Here is a 17,181-nt window from a genome sequence, read left to right as displayed (position 1 = left end):
TATTGCGGTCGTTCACCATTAAAAGCGAGCTTTCTCATCATAGCAGTTGTATCAAGGCTTGAAGTGCTGTACTTAAAGTACGCTCAAAGATTGAAGATTATGTAGGTGAATCCGACATGTTTAAGTGACATATTATTATCTCCATTCGATTAAAAACTCTATTAAGTTCTACATATTATGGAGTGAACGAATATAGCAATTACAGCGTACACTTGAGACTAAAAGAACTAAAAGAACTAAAAGAACTAAAAGAACTAAAAGAACTAAAAGAACTAAAAGAACTAAAAGAACTAAAAGAACTAAAAGAACTAAAAGAACTAAAAGAACTAAAAGAACTTAAAGAACTTAAAGAACTTAAAGAACTTAAAAAAATCCCCTAAACGCTGCTATGCTTATATTTTTTGCAACTTCGTAGATTGCGATAATTACGGAACGGAGGGAAGGAAATAAGGGAAAAGGACGACTTTGGAGGGGCGGGAATCTACCTTTACTCCCAATCCAGTAGATTCCCGCGGCTCCACCCGAGTCCGTTCCCTTATTCCTTACCGCAAGTGATGGATGCCTCAGCACTACGACTCTTAAAAGCTCTAAAAGCTCTAAAAGCTCTAAAAGCTCTAAAAGCTCTAAAAGCTCTACTAACGCTCCTCTAAGCTCAATCTCATCTCCCAAATCAATTCCCCCTTGCGTAATATCTGAAAACGTATACAATAAAACTATAAAAAATGTTCACGTTAACAAAATCCATCATCAGCCCGATGCGAAAGGAATGAAGAGGTATGGCCCGTAAGTTTCTGGATGAGAACTTTTTGCTGAATAGTGAAACAGCGATCCGCCTGTATCATGAAACCGCCAAGGATATGCCGATTATTGACTACCATTGTCACCTTAGCCCGCAGGAGATTCGCGATAACAAAACATTTAAAAACATCACCGAGGCATGGCTGTATGGCGATCACTACAAATGGAGAGTGATGCGCGCCAACGGCGTAGACGAGCGATACATCACAGGCGATGCCGATGATTATGATAAATTTCTTGCCTGGGCGCGTACGGTGCCGCAATTAATCGGTAATCCGCTTCATCACTGGACGCATCTGGAGCTGCAACGCTTTTTTGGCGTATATGAGCTGCTGAATGAGCAGACTGCACCTGCAATCTGGGAAAAGGTGAACAAGCAGCTACAGGGCGAAGGCTTTGGTGCACGCGATCTGATTACCAGATCCAAGGTAACGGTAGTGTGTACAACCGATGATCCGGTTGATTCCTTAGAGCATCATACGGCTATTCGGGAATTAAGCGATTTTCATACACTTGTGCTGCCAAGCTTTCGTCCAGACAAGGCGCTGGAAATCAATCGGGATACGTTCCGTCCGTGGCTGGATCAGCTGAGCAAGGTGCATGGACGTGAAGTGAATAGCTATGATGAATTTTTACAGGCGTTGGAGCAACGTGTGCGCTTTTTCCATGACGCAGGTGGACGAGTATCGGATCATGCGCTTGATGTGCTGGTGTATGCAGATACGACGCGTGAGGAAGCAAGCCGTATTTTTGCCAAAGCATTACAGGAAGGTCGTGTAACTGCCGAGGAAGAAGCCAAGCACAAATCGTATACGCTTGTATTTCTGGCAGGACTGTATCGCGAGCTAGATTGGGCGATGCAGCTTCATATTCATGCGCTGCGTAACAACAATACGCCGATGTTTCGCCGTCTTGGCCCGGATACTGGCTATGATGCCGTCAACGATGGGGCAATCGCTGTTCCGCTGAGAGGACTACTGGACGGGATGGAGACCGCAGGCGGCTTACCGAAAACGATTCTCTACTCGCTCAATCCGAACGATTACCAGGTGCTTGCCAGTGTGGCTGGTAGCTTCCAGGGCGGTGGTATCGCGGGTAAAATTCAGTTCGGTACAGCATGGTGGTTCAATGATCACCGGGATGGCATGCTGGAGCAGATGCGTATTCTGGCTAACTACGGTGTGCTGGCACGCTTTGTCGGTATGCTGACCGATTCGCGCAGCTTCCTGTCGTATACACGGCATGAGTACTTCCGTCGTCTGCTCTGTGATCTGCTCGGAAGCTGGGTCGAACGAGGCGAAGCACCGGATGACGATGAGTTACTGCGTGAGATGGTCGCTAATATTTGCTATCACAATGCAGAGCAGTATTTTGGCTTTCCAGCGGTTGTACCGGTGTCCTAATTGTTAATTTGTAATTGGTAACTACCTGTGAATGGATGGATTTGATGAGCAATCATGAATGATCGAACTACATTCCTAATTTCAAGCATAGTTTAAGCGCCAGTGTATACAGAGTCTTCCTGTTGCCGTGTATGATGAAGTAGCGGCAGGGAAGACTCTGTTTGCATATTTGCATAGACGAATAGAATTGAAGCATGGAACCATAATAATAGCGCTAACATGCGGCAGAAATAATATGGTATGGTTAGGTGTAGATTAGCAGGTTAACCATATTGAGGTGAAACGATTGTCGATTAAAGGTATTAATCACTTACTATTTTCCGTATCCGATCTGGAGCGGTCGATTACCTTTTACGAGCAGGTACTGGGTGCCAGGCTACTGGTTAAAGGCAGAACAACCGCCTATCTTGACGTAAATGGAATCTGGCTCGCACTCAATCTGGAAACGGATATCCCGCGTACGGAAATTCAATATTCGTATACGCATCTCGCTTTCTCTGTGGATGAAGCAGAGCTGGATCAGTTATATGATCAATTGGTCACTTTGAAGGTGAATATATTGTCGGGTCGTCCGCGGGATGAGCGGGATAAGCAATCGATCTATTTTACAGACCCGGATGGTCATAAATTTGAATTTCATACAGGCACCTTGCAGGATCGCCTCGAATACTATAAGCAGGAAAAAACACATATGGAGTTTTTCGATTAATGATGCTTGGGAACGATGCAGGTCGAACATCTCCAGTACAAGTGACGATAAAAGGAAGGTATGCATATGGCATCTACCATTAAAGATATTGCCAGGCTGGCTAATGTGTCGCATACGACCGTATCCAGAGCGCTCAACAATAGTCCATTAATTAAAGAAGTCACCAAGCGCAAAATTGTTGAAATTGCACGTCAGCTGAATTATACGCCGAACTATAACGCAAAAAGTCTTGTATTGCAGCGTTCGCATACGATTGGACTGTTTTTCACCAGTCTATCGCATGGAACGAGTAGCAGCTTTTTTGCGGATACGATTCGGGGTGTGAATTCGGTGATCGGAATTGAGTATAATCTGTTCGTGCGTGGGATTGATGATTATGAGGATTACAGCACGATTCATCCGAAGCGATTTGATGGCATTATTTTAATGAGTCAGAGCGATGATGATAATGCGTTTATTGAGCACGTTGTCGGTCAGGAGATTCCACTGGTGGTGCTGAACCGTCTTATTCCTGATGGTAGCTTTGTGAATATTGTATCGAATGACCGTGAGGGCGCGCAGCATGCAGGAGAATACCTGATTAAGCAGGGCCACCGCCGCATTGCGCTTATTGAAGGAATGAAGGGCTTCAAGTCTGCGGAGCAGCGTCGTACCGGCTTTTTGGATGCAATGAAAACAGCAGGGATTACGATTCCAGCGAGCTATATTGTACCCGGTCGCTATAGCACGGAAAGTGGCTATCAGGCGATGGATGCATTGCTACAGCTCGATTCACCACCAACAGCCGTCTTTTGTTCGAATGATGATATGGCAATTGGTGCGATGAATGCTGCATTTGAGATGGGAATCAAGGTGCCAGAGGAGCTGTCGATTGTTGGATTCGATGATATTAACTTTTCGATGTATACCAACCCAGCGTTAACAACCGTGAAGCGTCCGATTGAGCAAATTAGTGCGCATGGTGCGACGAAGATTTTGGAGCGTATTAGCGAGCAGTGTGCTGGCGAGGAATTGATCTTCCTCGGAACGGAGCTAGTTGAGCGACGTTCAGTGGCAGCGCGTTCGGAGTAAAGTAAGCTTAGGATTGGCGAGTAGCGTGTTGGGATACGGATAAAAGCATCCTTTGAAAAGATCACATTGCAGTTGGAAAACTTGAAAGGGTGATATGCGGAGCAATGAATTTCTGTTTTTCATTGAGCATGTTCAAAACGCTTCTTCAAAATGATTTCTTCCAAAATCCTTACTGCTCGTGTATTCCAGTCATTCATCATTATTCGTGTATAGTCAATGAGTTACAGTCAGTTCGGAATGAAATATGTGTCTCTTCGGATCGTATTGATCGAGGGAACGCTCTTCATGCCGGGCTGGCTTTTTTATGATGCGTATTCTGGTAACATCGTTCGCGTTTCCGCACTAGCAGCGGCAGGCTGTGGGCGAGTTATTTTTAAAGAAGAAGACGCGGAACTGTAAGAGATGGAAATATACTTTTCATTTCATATTCACTGCTCCAATTGAATATTCCAATCCACTGCTCAAAAATAATTCAAAATTCTATAATGACCAATGGGTCATTCACGTGATAATGTGTTAATAGTAACGTATGACGCATTTTGCGGAGCATGAATTTAGAGCAGGGAGTGACCATCATGAATGGAATGGCGGCGCAGGCCGGGAAGAAAAATGCAACAGGCTGGATCATAGCCGGACTGCTGCTGGGTATATTTATCGCTTCGATTGATAACACGATCGTCGCAACCTCGATTGCGACCATTGTTGGCGATCTGGGTGGATTTGATCAGTTTGTATGGGTAACGTCGGCCTATCTGGTCGCTTCACTGGCAGGCACACCGATCTTTGGTAAGCTGTCCGATATGTATGGACGTAAACGATTTTTTATATTCGGTCTGATTATGTTTATGCTCGGTTCGATTCTGTGCGGTACGGCACAGTCGATTGTGCAGCTTAGTCTATATCGAGCTATTCAAGGGATTGGCGGCGGTGCGCTGGTACCGATTGCGTTTACGATCGTATTTGATTCCTTTCCACCGGAAAAGCGTGGTAAGATGACGGGATTGCTTGGAGCGGTATTTGGCATGTCCAGCTTATTTGGGCCGCTGCTGGGTGCGTATATTACCGAATATGCTAGCTGGCGCTGGGTCTTTTACATTAATGTACCGCTGGGCATTTTGTCGTTGCTGCTAATCGCGATCTTTTATCGTGAATCGCTGGAGCGTTCACGTCAGCGCATCGACTGGACAGGTGCGACACTGCTTGTAGGTGCGGTCGTATCGCTTATGTTTGCACTGGAGCTAGGTGGCGGCACGTATGCATGGAGCTCGCCATTCATATTAGGCTTGCTGGCATGCTTTGTCGTGCTATCGATTGGCTTTGTTTTTGCGGAGCGGAAAGCGGCTGAGCCGATTGTATCCTTTCCGATGTTCCGTCAGCGTCTGTTTGCAGGGAGTGTCGCTGCTGGATTTTTCTATGGGGCGGCATTTATTACGGTTACTCTGTATATCCCGATCTATGTGCAGGGGGTAACTGGCGGTACAGCTGTCAATTCGGGTCTGACGCTGATGCCGATGACGATTGGCTCGGTGATTGCAGCGATGGTCGGTGGGATTCTGGTTAATAAAATGACCTTCCGCCGCATTATGATGTTCTCTGCCATCGTCTTTATTATCGGAATGGTGCTACTGAGTCAGCTCAAGGCCGATACGCCAAGCTGGCTGCTGGTGCTGGATCTGATCATTACGGGCTTTGGAATCGGCTTCTCGTTCTCCGTACTGGGGATTAGTGGGATTCAGGAGTTCGATGTTCGCCAGCGTGGTGCGGCGAACTCGACACTATCGTTTGTCCGCTCGCTGGGGATGTCGGTCGGCGTGACTATTTTCGGTCTAATTCAGCGCAGTCTGCTAAACGGACAATTGCAGCAACAGCTTGGTGGAGGTGCACTGCCAGCAGGCATGGATCTGTCACAGGTGGATCCACGTGCATTATTATCGGAGCAGATGCAATCGCAGATTCCAGCCGGTGTGCTGGATGTGATTCGGCAGGCGTTGACGCATTCAGTAGCGGGTACATTTGGCTGGGCAATCGTGCCTGCGGTCTGTGCGCTTGTTGCCGTTTCGCTCATGGGAAGTGCGCGAGCGGTAACCAGCTCTCGTCAAAGCGGCAAGCGAGCTGCTGGAGAACAGACCTCTTCATAAGTTGTATCAACAAGCGGCAAGCCGCACTATAACAGGAACGATCGATTTCATGACAAAAATGAAATCGATCGTTTTTTGATTCTACGGATATTTTCAGGTTATTATAGTACCCAGCAGGTAACGAATTTGTTACAATAGAGATTGTGGAATTATGTCATGCCTGCTGAAATTGGGCGATACATAGGCCAGCTACAAAGCCTGATCACCTGGCCTTGCACATTGGCCCTGAACCTGTAATTAGGAAGTGATGAATTGATCGAGATGCAGGACGTATGGAAAACGTATGCGAATGGTGCACATGCGCTACAAGGCGTTTCCGTCAAAATTGACCGTAATGAATTTGTATATGTAGTCGGCCCCTCTGGAGCAGGGAAATCGACATTTATGAAGCTGATGTATCGAGAGGAAAAGCCGACCAAGGGGCAGATTTCTGTCAATGGATTCAATCTTGGCAAGCTCAAGCAGCGTAAGATTCCTTTGCTGCGCCGTAACATCGGTGTGGTGTTTCAGGATTTCCGTCTGTTGCCGAAGCTAACGGCTTATGAAAATATCGCTTTTGCTATGGAAGTTATTGAAGCGCCGCGCAAGCAGATGAAGAAGCGCGTGATGGAAGTGCTGGAGCTGGTAGGCTTGCAAAGCAAAGCGAATCGCTATCCCGATCATCTGTCTGGCGGTGAGCAGCAGCGGATTGCGATTGCGCGCGCGATCGTGAACAACCCGTCCGTCATTATTGCCGATGAGCCGACAGGTAACCTGGACCCGGAGACATCGTTTGGCATTATGCAATTGCTGGATGAGATTAATTTCCGCGGTACGACCATTATTATGGCCACTCATAACAAGGATATCGTTAACTCGATGCGTCGCCGCGTGCTCGCGATCGAGAATGGACAGATTGTACGAGATCAGATCAGAGGGGAGTACGGTTATGAATTTTAGTACCTTCTTGCGACACTTGCGGGAAGGTTTTCGAAGCGTGTTCCGCAACGGATGGATGTCGGTGGCATCCATTACCTCCATTATTGTGTCTTTATTAATTTTGGGCGTGTTCATTTTACTCGTCTACAATGTGAATCAGTTGACCGATAAGGCAGACAGCCAGGTCGAGATCAATGTATTTTTAGAGCTGAATGTCAGCCAGTCGCTGCGTGAGCAGCTGCAAAGCGAGATCAGCAAAATGCCAGAGGTTAGCAACATCACCTACATTCCGAAAAATGAAGGCTTGAAGGAGCTGCGTCAAAACCTCGGCGAAGGCGGCGAGAACTTCCTGGAAGGCTATGCCGAAAATAACAACCCGTTACCTGATGCACTGCGTGTACAGGTTGTCGAAGCGAGCACGGTGCCATTTGTCGCACAGAAGATCGAAGCCCTCAACAATGAGCATGTTGAGAAGCCGATCCTCAAAGTACGCTATGGTGGTGAGACGATTGAGACCCTGTTTAAGGTAACTGATCTGATCCGCAATATCGGTCTGGTACTGGTTGCTGCACTGGCATTGATGGCGATGTTCCTCATTGCTAACACGATTCGGGTTACGATTCTGGCACGTCGTCGTGAGATTAGTATTATGAAGCTGGTTGGGGCGACCAATCAATTTATCCGCTGGCCATTCTTCATTGAAGGTGCACTGCTGGGTGGAATTGGAGCACTCGTTACGATTGCGATTCTGTTCGTCGGATATCAGCAGCTGGTTCATGCAGCACAGTCTTCACTCAGTCTCGGAACGCTCATTACGCTGGTGCCATTACAGAAGGTATGGCTATGGCTCGGCGGATTACTGCTCGTTCTGGGCGTCTTGATTGGCATCTGGGGAAGTACGGTATCGATTCGTCGCTTCCTGAAAGTTTAATTTTTAAAAATAGTCCTAATTTTTACCAAAAAGGACTGTAGACCTATAACAGATCACTTAAAGTTGCCGATAAATGAAAATGACGTAATTGCTGAGCGCCGGAAACGACTATTTAAAATAACCTACTGGATATAAAGGATGGGAATAAAAGTTGAAAAAAGCCGCATCAATTATGGCCGCCATCTTATTGGCCGCTGCATTACTTCCGCCTGCACAGGCATCCGCAGCCAAATCATCGAGTGACATTCAGCAGGAATTGAAAGCTGTCGAGAAACAGGCACGAGAAGCGAAACAGCAACAGAAAGCTGCTGAGGCACAGCGCGAGAAGTCTTCTGCATTGCGAAAAGCTGCCAAGCATGATCTGGGTATTGTGCTGAACGCCATCAATGAAGTAAATAGTCAGATTGCCCGCGTGTCCAATGACATCACGAAAACCGAAACAGGGTTGAGACAGGCGAAAAAGGATCTGACTGAAGCTCAAGAGCGGATCAAAGCAAGAGAAGGCATGATTGATACAAGAGTACGTATGATGTACACCGATGGTATGGTTTCGTATCTGGATGTGTTGATGTCTGCGAACAGCTTTTCCGACTTTGTCGAGCGTGCAGATTCCCTGCGTATGATCGTGGATCAGGATCAGGACATTCTGGCACAGCATGAAAAAGATAAACAATTCGTCATTGTGACGCAAAATAAATTAAAAGCAGACTATGCGCTGGCAAAAGGATTATATGCCGAAAAAGCGAAGCGTAAGGGCGAGCTGGATGCAAAAGAAAACGAAAAGCAACGCCTGATTGCTAAATACGATCTACAAATTCAAAATGCCGAAGATACGACAGCAGAGCAAGAGCAAGCGTTGTGGGATCTGGCAGACAAACGTGCCGCTCTATATCGCGAGAAAACTTCAATCGAAGCACAGGAGCGTGCCGCAGCGGAAGCACGTGCGGCGGCTGAAGCAGCAGCGCGCAGCGCAGCTAGCGGTGGTGGCGGTAGCTCCTCCGGTGGCGGAGGCGGCGGTGGTTATCAAGGTAGCGGAAGCGGTACGCTGAGCGTGCCAGTATCTGGCGCACGCTTGTCTTCACCATTCGGCTATCGTACAAATCCAGTAACCGGTATTTATAAGCTACATGCAGGTGTCGACTTTGCGGCTCCGCAAGGAACAGACATTACCGCAGCAGATGGCGGTACGGTCGTGGTTGCTGGTGCGATGAGCGGATATGGTAATGCAGTTATTATCGATCACGGTAATGGCATCCAGACGCTGTACGGTCATATTCGCAATGGCGGTGTGATGGTACAGGTTGGACAAAGCGTCAGCCGCGGACAAAAGATTGCTGAGGTCGGTTCCACAGGGAATTCAACCGGTCCTCACTGTCACTTTGAAGTACGTGTAAATGGATCGCCTGTAGATCCAATGGGATACCTGTAATACGATTGCGATTCCGGCTGTTCATCGTCCTTCCCTTTAGGTGGAGGATGATGGACAAGCCGGTTTTAGCTTAGAAAGGCGGTCTTACATGATGAGAAAACGCACGGTAGCTCTGCTTGTGGTTGCCATGATGGTACTCAGCAGCGTGCTGACGCTGGCTGTAGTGAATTTGCCATCCTTTGTGCAGAGAGCCTCGATGGGTCAGGGCGTACTGGGCGCACTCAGCGGTGGTGGTCTGAACGATCAGGAGAAAAGTAAGTTAAGTACAGTCGCTAGCCTGATCGAGAGCAATTATTATCAGAATGTGGATGAAAGCAAGCTGGTCGATGGTGCGATCAACGGCATGATGGAAGCGCTGGGTGATCCGTATTCTAGCTATATGGATACCGATACAGCGAGCCAGTTCAGCGAATCGATCGCAGGTTCATTTACCGGTATCGGCGCGGAGGTATCGCAGGATAACGGAAATGTCGTTATCGTTGCACCGATTAAGGGCTCCCCTGCGGAAAAAGCAGGTCTGCGTGCGAAGGATATTATCGTTTCCGTGAATGGCGAGAAGCTGTCTGGTAGCGATCTGAATGCCGCAGTGGCTAAAATTCGCGGCGAAAAAGGCTCGGTTGCTCAGCTGGAGGTTCAGCGTGCTGGCAGCAAGGAAACGATGACTTTTAAAATTACACGCGACGATATCGCAATGGAAACCGTCTATGCGCGCATGACAGGCGATAAGATCGGCGTTATCGAGATTACGCAGTTCTCGCTCAATACAGCCGAGCGCTTCAAGCAAGAGCTGACCAAGCTGCAATCGCAGGGGATGAAGGGTCTTGTGATCGACGTGCGTAACAATCCAGGCGGCGTATTGTCTGTTGTGGAAGATATGGCATCTCAATTAATCGCCAAGGGCAAGCCGATCGTTCAGATCGAAGACCGCAAAGGACAGCGTCAGGTTGCGAATTCTAGCGGTCAGAGCGTGGATTATCCAATTGCAGTCGTAACCAATGGTGGCAGTGCCAGTGCGTCGGAGATTCTTGCCGGAGCACTCAAGCAGTCCGCAGGTGCGACATTGTATGGCGAAACGACGTATGGTAAAGGAACCGTACAGACGAGCATGGACAATCTGTTCAATGATGGTAGCCTGATCAAAATCACCATCGCCAAATGGCTCACACCAAACGGCGACTGGATTCACAAAAAAGGCATCAAGCCTGACGTCGCGGTAGCACCACCGGATTACTATACGGTGACACCAATCAATACCGATACCGTGCTTGCCTACGACATGAACAATGACAATGTAAAAAATGCACAGATCATGTTAGCAGGTCTTGGCTACAAGGTCGATCGTAAAGACGGCTACTTTGACCGGAGTACCGAAACGGAGGTTCGTGCATTCCAGGCAGAGCAAAAGCTGGAGCAAACAGGCAAGATCGATGCGAAAACAGCCGCGGCATTGGAAGCAGCACTGATCAAGCATATTCAAGACCCGCAATATGATGTTCAACTGAACAAAGCGATTGCAGGTGTGGAAAAGCAGGTTAGCGCAGCCAAGTAAGCGCAACTTTTGAGATCGATTCACGTTAATACAAATGATTCCAGAGAAGGCTGTGCGCAGCCTTCTTTTTTTGGATACATTTCGATACAATAGAATGGATTGAATCATCACGCCGATTACTTGACACGATGTATATCGATGACTGGAATGGGAACACAAAGGGGAGTGAGCCGTAGTGGAGATACTGGGCACAACGCTGCACATTGTACTGGAAATCATCGTATCGCTACTTACGCAACCGTTTTATTATATATTTTTACTGTCTGTACTGCTGCATTATCGGCGGCAGGGGCTATTGGAAAGGCGATTGTTTAACATTCGCGTGCATATTTACGCCGGGCGCGTGCTGCGCACGGTAGGAGCCGGCTTGCTCGTTGGCGTACTGATCTCACTGCTAATGACGGGTGTAGGTATACATACACAGCCGCAGCTATTATGGGGTATTGCTGGGCTGATCGTGCTCTTATCGTTATTCCGTCTGCGTCTTGCTCATCTGCTGGATGCGCTGGCATTACTCAGTATCGTGTATATGGTGCTGTGGTTCATACCGGACACGCCAGCAGCTGGATGGCTCGGAACTATGATTGATGCTATTCGTCAAACGGATTGGATGGGATTATTCGCGCTGGCTGTATTGCTGCATATTGCAGAAGCCGTGCTGTTTCGCATGCAGGCGCCAGGTCTGTCTTCGCCAGTGGCAATTGAAGGGAAACGAGGCAAGCCTGTAGGCGGATATACACTGGATGCGTTCTGGCCGATTCCAGTCTGGCTACTCGTGCCAGCGGCTGGCGGCTGGCTGTTGCCATGGCAGCCGCTGCATGGCGGCGAAGCCTGGAGTGCAGGTGTAACGCTGGCTGTATTGCCTGTCATGATCGGTACGAGTGTGCTGACACAGAGTGATTTGCCACAGACCAAAGCTCGCATCATTTCCAAGCAGCTCTGGCAGAGCAGTGCGGTGCTGATCATTCTGGCTGTTGCTGCTTACTGGTGGCAGCCGCTGGCACTGCTGGGTATCTGGATCGGTGTGATCTGGCGCGAATATATCGCCTATAGCAGCCGCCGTCAGGAGGCGGAGCGGATGCCGATGTACACCCATTCCCTGCGTGGTCTGCGCATACTGGCTGTCATTCCAGGCAGCCCTGCCGATGAGCTAGGTATCCAATCAGCCGAGACGATGTTTAAGGCGAATGGGGTTCAAGTGCACAGCCCGCAATCGCTACATGAAGCACTACGGATGAATCCAGCTTTTTGTAAGCTGGAGGTACTGAATCGGGATGGAGAGAGTAAGTTTTTACAACGTGCAATCTATGCTGGCGAGCATCATCAGCTAGGTATGATCTTCGTACCGGAAGATGATGCTGTAGTAACAAGGGAAGTCCAGCGCTTGAATGCCTTTCATTTGCTTCGTAAGCCTGTCGTGAGTAAAGGCGGAGCACGGAGCCAAATGATGCTTACAGCAGGCGATGAGAGTCTGGCTACTCCATCCAGACAGGCTGTAGGCGATTCTAACCGCAATTCGAAGCGTATTCAGACAAGGAAGAGTACTAGCAAGCAAGCGGAGCAGACGCAGTCTGAGGACGTGACACAGCGTATTGAAGAGAAGGCACCCGTATCTTTAACAAAGACGGTGCCTACATCCAATCCAGACGATGCTAACAGATCCACAGCGCCGTCTGATATGGAATCGGAATCTGTATTGCCAGAAGCTACACAGCCACGATCCTCTACAGAGCCAACAGCGGCTGCTGATGGATGGGTCGGCTTACCCAAACGTAGTCGTAAAAGGGATCATTGATCCCAAATCAAAAGGGAAGGCACTCATTAGTGAGTGCCTTCTCTTTTATTATAACCAATCTATTCTTGTAGCTGACGCAGTACAATAATCTCTACCCGCCGATTTTTTTGCCGTCCAGCTGGTGTGGAGTTATCTGCGGTTGGACGTGTAGCTCCATAGCCGGCATATTGAAACTTCGATTGATCCAGCTTCTTCACATCGATAAAATAGCGCAGCACGGATAGCGCCCGTGCACCTGACAACTCCCAGTTATCCTTGTAGCGAGACGCATACACAATCGGCAAATTATCCGTATGTCCCTCAATGCTGATCGTGGTGTTAATCGATTGGAACAGACTAGCTAATCGAGCAAGCGTTCCAAGCGAGCCTGACTTCAGATCGGCTTTCCCTTCATCAAATAAAAACTGATCGCTCAGTGTAATCGAGATGCCCTGCGGCTTGTCCACGACAGACACCTGCCCTTGCAGATTGTTCGTTTGTACATAGTTTTGAATGACTTGCATCAGGTTAGCGAGCTCGCGCTCCTGTTCACGAAACGCTTGCTCGCGATTGGTGAGTGTCTCCTGTCCAGAGCTATTTTGCTGTCCTTGGGGAGTTTGTCCGTTTTGCCCTTGTTGATTGCCTTTACCGCCATTATTAACACTTTGTCCAGCAGTTCCCGTTACGCCTTTGCCGCCATCGAGAATTGAGTTTTGACTCTGAAACGTAAGCTGTAGCGATTCGGTCAGTACTTTATATTTGTCTGAGTCAATCTGACTAACCGAATACATAACGACAAAGAAGATCAGCAGCAGTGTGATCAGATCGGCGTACGTGATCAACCAGCGATCCTTATGATCATGTCCGGTTGACTTGGATTGGCGGCGAGAATAACGTCCCATCGTTATTCCTCCTTCATGGATGCCGGGCTGTTATCATACCCGTTATCTTGTCCGGTCACAAATGTCTCCAGTTTACGACGAACAAGCTGTGGATTTTCACCATTTTGAATAGATAGGATACCTTCCAGCAGCATTTCCATCGTTTGAATCTCTAATTCGGCACGTGCGCGAATTTTGGAGGCGAGCGGCAGGAAGATCAGATTGGCGCTGGCTACCCCATAAAGTGTTGCTGTAAACGCAACTGCAATCGAAGCGCCCAGCCCTGTCGGTTCATTGAGACTGCTGAGTACTTGGATGAGACCCATAACGGTACCGATGATCCCCATCGTAGGTGCATATCCACCCGCAGAGTCAAAGATTTTGGCATACTGCTCATATTCCTGCTCCGTCTTGCCCATCTCCAGCTCCAAAATCTGACGAATCACATCACGATCGGTTCCATCTACAACTTGCTGCAAGCCTTCACGTAAGAAAGCATTCTCATGTGAAACTGCCTGTGGCTCCAGTGCCAGTACACCAGCACGGCGCGCATGCATCGACATATTGACCACATCCTCGATCAATTGCTCATTATCTGTGCGCGCTGGAATGAATACCGTCATGATGGCCTGCGGAACCTTTTTAAGACGAGATGCCGGAAAGCTGATCACCACAGCTGCCGCAGTTCCCCCAAATACGATTAATGCGGCAGCACCTTGAATCAAGCCACCAGCGTCGCCGCCTTCCCATAAAAACCCCCCGATCAATGCAGCAATACCTGCAATAATTCCAATAATTGTTGTCAAATCCATGTATCCATCTCCTGTTCTGCATGCGGGAAGCGAAGTCTGTACTGGAACGTGAGTATCGATGAAGGGACAGTGGTGTATATGCTGTATCTTCATCTGATTCATATGAAAATAATTGAAAAAAGTGTTGTTTACAGACGCTGTTTCAATTGCATAAATAGGTTTCGAAGAGTATAATAGAAGGGAACAAACATTCCTATTCCGGTGCTCGTACTGTTAAATCCTGAGAGGATTTTCAGGGCTACGACACGGTCGGGACAGAACGTTGCTATATCATTATTTAACCATTTGGAGCGTTTGGCAATATCCATCATTTTGCAAATCTTTGCGCGGATATGTTGATTCATGTACTGCATATGTCAAATGATTCATGCAGTGCGCTTCAAGGGACGGATGGCATGGTGAATATGTACCATTAACGAGATTCGTTCATTCGGGATGTGCCGCTTCAGCGAACGCTGGGTAAAGTATACTGTACCGGGCATTCCCATGTACGGTCTCTTTTGTTATTATCGGGCACGCGTAATTTATATTTTAGACGATAGGGTGATGCAGGGCAATGAACGATATTGTTGTCAGCTCCAAAAAATTTGAGATACAGTCGGAATTTTCCCCGCAGGGCGATCAGCCTAGAGCGATTGAGGAATTAGTCGAAGGCGTACACGAGGGCAGAAAGTTTCAAACGCTGCTCGGTGCGACCGGTACAGGTAAGACCTTTACGATCGCGCAGACGATCGAACGTTTACAGCGACCAACCTTGGTCATTGCACACAATAAGACACTGGCTGCGCAGCTGGCGAGCGAGTTCAAAGAATTTTTCCCGAATAACTCGGTCGATTATTTTGTCAGCTATTATGATTATTATCAGCCTGAGGCGTATATTCCATCCTCAGACACGTATATCGAAAAAGACTCCAGTATTAACGAAGAGATCGATAAACTGCGCCACTCGGCGACCAGTTCGCTGTTTGAACGTCGCGACGTGATTATCGTAGCCAGTGTATCGTGTATTTATGGTCTCGGTTCTCCGCAGGACTACGGTGGTTTGTTACTATCGTTACGAGTAGGCATGGAAAAGTCGCGTAACGAAATTTTGTCGCGACTGGTTGATATTCAGTATCAGCGTAATGATATTAACTTTGTACGTGGTACATTCCGTGTACGCGGTGATGTGATTGAGATTTTCCCGGCTTCACGCGGTGAACAGGCGGTTCGTGTGGAGCTGTTTGGTGACGAGATCGAACGTATTACCGAGATCGATGTACTGACTGGTGAGCTGGTCGGTGAACGTGATCATATTGCGATTTTCCCAGCGTCTCACTTTGTTACCAAAGAAGAGACGATGCGTGTAGCGATTGGCAATATCGAGCGTGAGCTGGAGCAGCAACTGGCTCTGTTCCGTGAGCAAGGCAAGCTGCTGGAAGCGCAGCGTTTGGAACAACGTACACGTTATGATCTGGAGATGATGAAGGAGATTGGTTTCTGTTCCGGTATCGAGAACTACTCGGGACCACTCACCTTCCGCGAGCGCGGCGAAACGCCGTATACGCTGCTTGATTATTTTCCAGACGATATGCTTGTCGTGATTGACGAGTCGCACGTGACCTTGCCACAGATTCGTGCCATGTACAATGGTGACCAGGCGCGTAAAAATGTACTGGTCGATCACGGTTTCCGTTTACCATCTGCACTGGATAACCGCCCGCTCAAGTTTGAAGAATTTGAGCAAAAGGTTGGTCAGATGATTTTTGTTTCCGCGACTCCAGGGCCGTATGAGCTGGAACATTGCGATACGATGGCGCAGCAGATTATCCGTCCGACTGGTTTGCTTGATCCGATCATTGAGGTACGACCAACGAAAGGTCAGATCGATGATATGATCGGTGAGATCAGACAGCGGATTGAGCGCGACGAGCGTGTGCTTGTGACGACACTCACGAAGAAGATGGCGGAAGACCTCACCGACTATTTAAAAGAAGTCGGTATTAAGGTCAGGTATATGCACTCTGATATCAAGACACTGGAGCGGATGGCGATTCTACGCGATCTTCGTCTGGGTACGTTCCATGTACTCGTCGGGATCAACTTACTTCGGGAAGGTTTGGACTTGCCTGAAGTATCGCTGGTGACCATTCTGGATGCCGATAAAGAGGGATTCCTGCGTTCTGAACGTTCATTGATTCAGACGATCGGTCGTGCGGCACGTAACTCCGAAGGTCGCGTTATCATGTATGGTGATAAGATTACGGATTCCATGGCGAGGGCGATGCAGGAAACCGAGCGCCGCCGTAGCGTTCAGGTGGCTTACAATGAGAAGCATGGCATTACACCACAGACGATTCGCAAAAAGGTACGCGATGTGATCGAAGCCACCAAGGTTGCCGAGGGCAAAGCCGATTATATGGCAGAAGCATCCAAGGCGAAAATGTCCAAGCGCGAACGCGTTGCTCTCATCGAGCGTTTAGAAGGCGAGATGAAGGCAGCTGCGAAGGACTTGCAGTTTGAACGTGCAGCTGAGCTGCGCGATGCGGTGCTTGAACTACGCGCAGAGATGAGCTAGACACACTCAACATGAACAGACTTACATCAAAGGTTGTCGGACAATCCTTCCTGTTATTTAGGAAGGATTCCTGACAACCTTTATCATAGATAAACCATAAAGAATAAATGACGAATACTAGATGCATTTTAATATGTATCTTATATGTTACTAAATAGCTTATGCGGAGCATTTCGTCATACCTGTTCATCAGGCATGTAGATTCGCATAT

The 17,181-nt window shown here is 48.1% G+C and carries 15 protein-coding genes; 12 read left to right on the top strand and 3 right to left on the bottom strand.

Going from position 1 to position 17,181, the window contains the following annotated elements; translation table 11 throughout:
• The first annotated feature begins 212 nt into the window (after positions 1–212).
• The gene (locus tag IEX62_RS03780) at positions 213–380 is read left to right on the top strand and encodes a hypothetical protein (RefSeq protein ID WP_188774099.1); all 168 of its coding nucleotides are present in this window, start codon (positions 213–215) and stop codon (positions 378–380) included.
• Here the strand turns inward: IEX62_RS03780 and IEX62_RS03775 are convergent.
• The gene (locus tag IEX62_RS03775; protein WP_188774098.1) at positions 364–669 is read right to left on the bottom strand and encodes a hypothetical protein; all 306 of its coding nucleotides are present in this window, start codon (positions 667–669) and stop codon (positions 364–366) included. The two genes, IEX62_RS03780 and IEX62_RS03775, sit on opposite strands and share 17 nt — an antisense overlap.
• 107 nt (positions 670–776) lie before the next feature.
• On the opposite strand from IEX62_RS03775, the gene uxaC reads away from it, so the two are divergent.
• The 10 genes from uxaC to IEX62_RS03725 all read left to right on the top strand — a co-directional run bounded on the left by uxaC (position 777) and on the right by IEX62_RS03725 (position 12,741).
• Entirely contained in the window at positions 777–2,201 is a 1,425-nt protein-coding gene (gene uxaC, locus IEX62_RS03770) for a glucuronate isomerase (RefSeq protein WP_188774097.1), read from the top strand.
• 286 nt (positions 2,202–2,487) lie between these two features.
• Positions 2,488–2,910, top strand: coding sequence for a FosM family fosfomycin resistance protein (gene fosM, locus IEX62_RS03765; RefSeq protein WP_188774096.1), 423 nt, complete (start codon positions 2,488–2,490; stop codon positions 2,908–2,910).
• Positions 2,911–2,976: 66 nt separating this feature from the next.
• Entirely contained in the window at positions 2,977–3,981 is a 1,005-nt protein-coding gene (locus tag IEX62_RS03760) for a LacI family DNA-binding transcriptional regulator (protein WP_188774095.1), read from the top strand.
• 246 nt (positions 3,982–4,227) lie between these two features.
• Positions 4,228–4,380 carry a hypothetical protein gene (locus IEX62_RS03755; RefSeq protein ID WP_188774094.1) on the top strand — a complete coding sequence of 51 codons (153 nt, stop codon included), beginning with the start codon at positions 4,228–4,230 and terminating at the stop codon, positions 4,378–4,380.
• Positions 4,381–4,565: 185 nt separating this feature from the next.
• Positions 4,566–6,119 carry an MDR family MFS transporter gene (locus IEX62_RS03750; protein WP_188774563.1) on the top strand — a complete coding sequence of 518 codons (1,554 nt, stop codon included), beginning with the start codon at positions 4,566–4,568 and terminating at the stop codon, positions 6,117–6,119.
• A 252-nt stretch (positions 6,120–6,371) separates the two neighbouring features.
• Positions 6,372–7,058, top strand: a complete 687-nt coding sequence (ftsE, locus tag IEX62_RS03745; RefSeq protein WP_188774093.1) for a cell division ATP-binding protein FtsE — start codon at positions 6,372–6,374, stop codon at positions 7,056–7,058.
• Positions 7,048–7,968, top strand: coding sequence for a permease-like cell division protein FtsX (gene ftsX, locus IEX62_RS03740; RefSeq protein ID WP_188774092.1), 921 nt, complete (start codon positions 7,048–7,050; stop codon positions 7,966–7,968). Before ftsE ends, ftsX begins: the two co-directional genes overlap by 11 nt.
• Before the next feature lie 151 nt (positions 7,969–8,119).
• Positions 8,120–9,397: a murein hydrolase activator EnvC family protein gene (locus tag IEX62_RS03735; RefSeq protein WP_188774091.1), complete on the top strand. Its 1,278-nt coding sequence runs from the start codon at positions 8,120–8,122 to the stop codon at positions 9,395–9,397.
• Between the two features lie 88 nt (positions 9,398–9,485).
• The gene (locus IEX62_RS03730) at positions 9,486–10,946 is read left to right on the top strand and encodes a S41 family peptidase (RefSeq protein ID WP_188774090.1); all 1,461 of its coding nucleotides are present in this window, start codon (positions 9,486–9,488) and stop codon (positions 10,944–10,946) included.
• 175 nt (positions 10,947–11,121) lie between these two features.
• Positions 11,122–12,741: a PDZ domain-containing protein gene (locus tag IEX62_RS03725; protein ID WP_188774089.1), complete on the top strand. Its 1,620-nt coding sequence runs from the start codon at positions 11,122–11,124 to the stop codon at positions 12,739–12,741.
• A gap of 59 nt (positions 12,742–12,800) precedes the next feature.
• Here IEX62_RS03725 and IEX62_RS03720 read toward each other — a convergent pair whose 3' ends face one another.
• Positions 12,801–13,622 carry a flagellar motor protein MotB gene (locus IEX62_RS03720; protein WP_188774088.1) on the bottom strand — a complete coding sequence of 274 codons (822 nt, stop codon included), beginning with the start codon at positions 13,620–13,622 and terminating at the stop codon, positions 12,801–12,803.
• 2 nt (positions 13,623–13,624) lie between these two features.
• Positions 13,625–14,413: a flagellar motor protein gene (locus IEX62_RS03715; protein WP_188774087.1), complete on the bottom strand. Its 789-nt coding sequence runs from the start codon at positions 14,411–14,413 to the stop codon at positions 13,625–13,627.
• A gap of 556 nt (positions 14,414–14,969) precedes the next feature.
• Between IEX62_RS03715 and uvrB the strand changes: the two genes are divergently transcribed.
• Entirely contained in the window at positions 14,970–16,970 is a 2,001-nt protein-coding gene (gene uvrB, locus IEX62_RS03710; protein ID WP_188774086.1) for an excinuclease ABC subunit UvrB, read from the top strand.
• The last annotated feature ends 211 nt before the right edge of the window (positions 16,971–17,181 follow it).

Source organism: Paenibacillus hunanensis (genome assembly GCF_014645615.1).
Taxonomy (GTDB): domain Bacteria; phylum Bacillota; class Bacilli; order Paenibacillales; family Paenibacillaceae; genus Saccharibacillus; species Saccharibacillus hunanensis.
This window is presented reverse-complemented; position numbering and strand designations above follow the sequence as displayed.

What these genes read in the sequence shown, in the direction of transcription:
- uxaC (WP_188774097.1), top strand. Translation starts at nt 777, where the DNA reads ATGGCCCGTAAGTTTCTGGATGAGAACTTTTTGCTGAATAGTGAAACA.
- IEX62_RS03760 (WP_188774095.1), top strand. Translation starts at nt 2,977, where the DNA reads ATGGCATCTACCATTAAAGATATTGCCAGGCTGGCTAATGTGTCGCAT.
- IEX62_RS03750 (WP_188774563.1), top strand. Translation starts at nt 4,566, where the DNA reads ATGGCGGCGCAGGCCGGGAAGAAAAATGCAACAGGCTGGATCATAGCC.
- ftsX (WP_188774092.1), top strand. Translation starts at nt 7,048, where the DNA reads ATGAATTTTAGTACCTTCTTGCGACACTTGCGGGAAGGTTTTCGAAGC.
- IEX62_RS03730 (WP_188774090.1), top strand. Translation starts at nt 9,486, where the DNA reads ATGATGAGAAAACGCACGGTAGCTCTGCTTGTGGTTGCCATGATGGTA.
- IEX62_RS03720 (WP_188774088.1), bottom strand. Translation starts at nt 13,622, where the DNA reads ATGGGACGTTATTCTCGCCGCCAATCCAAGTCAACCGGACATGATCAT.
- IEX62_RS03715 (WP_188774087.1), bottom strand. Translation starts at nt 14,413, where the DNA reads ATGGATTTGACAACAATTATTGGAATTATTGCAGGTATTGCTGCATTG.
- uvrB (WP_188774086.1), top strand. Translation starts at nt 14,970, where the DNA reads ATGAACGATATTGTTGTCAGCTCCAAAAAATTTGAGATACAGTCGGAA.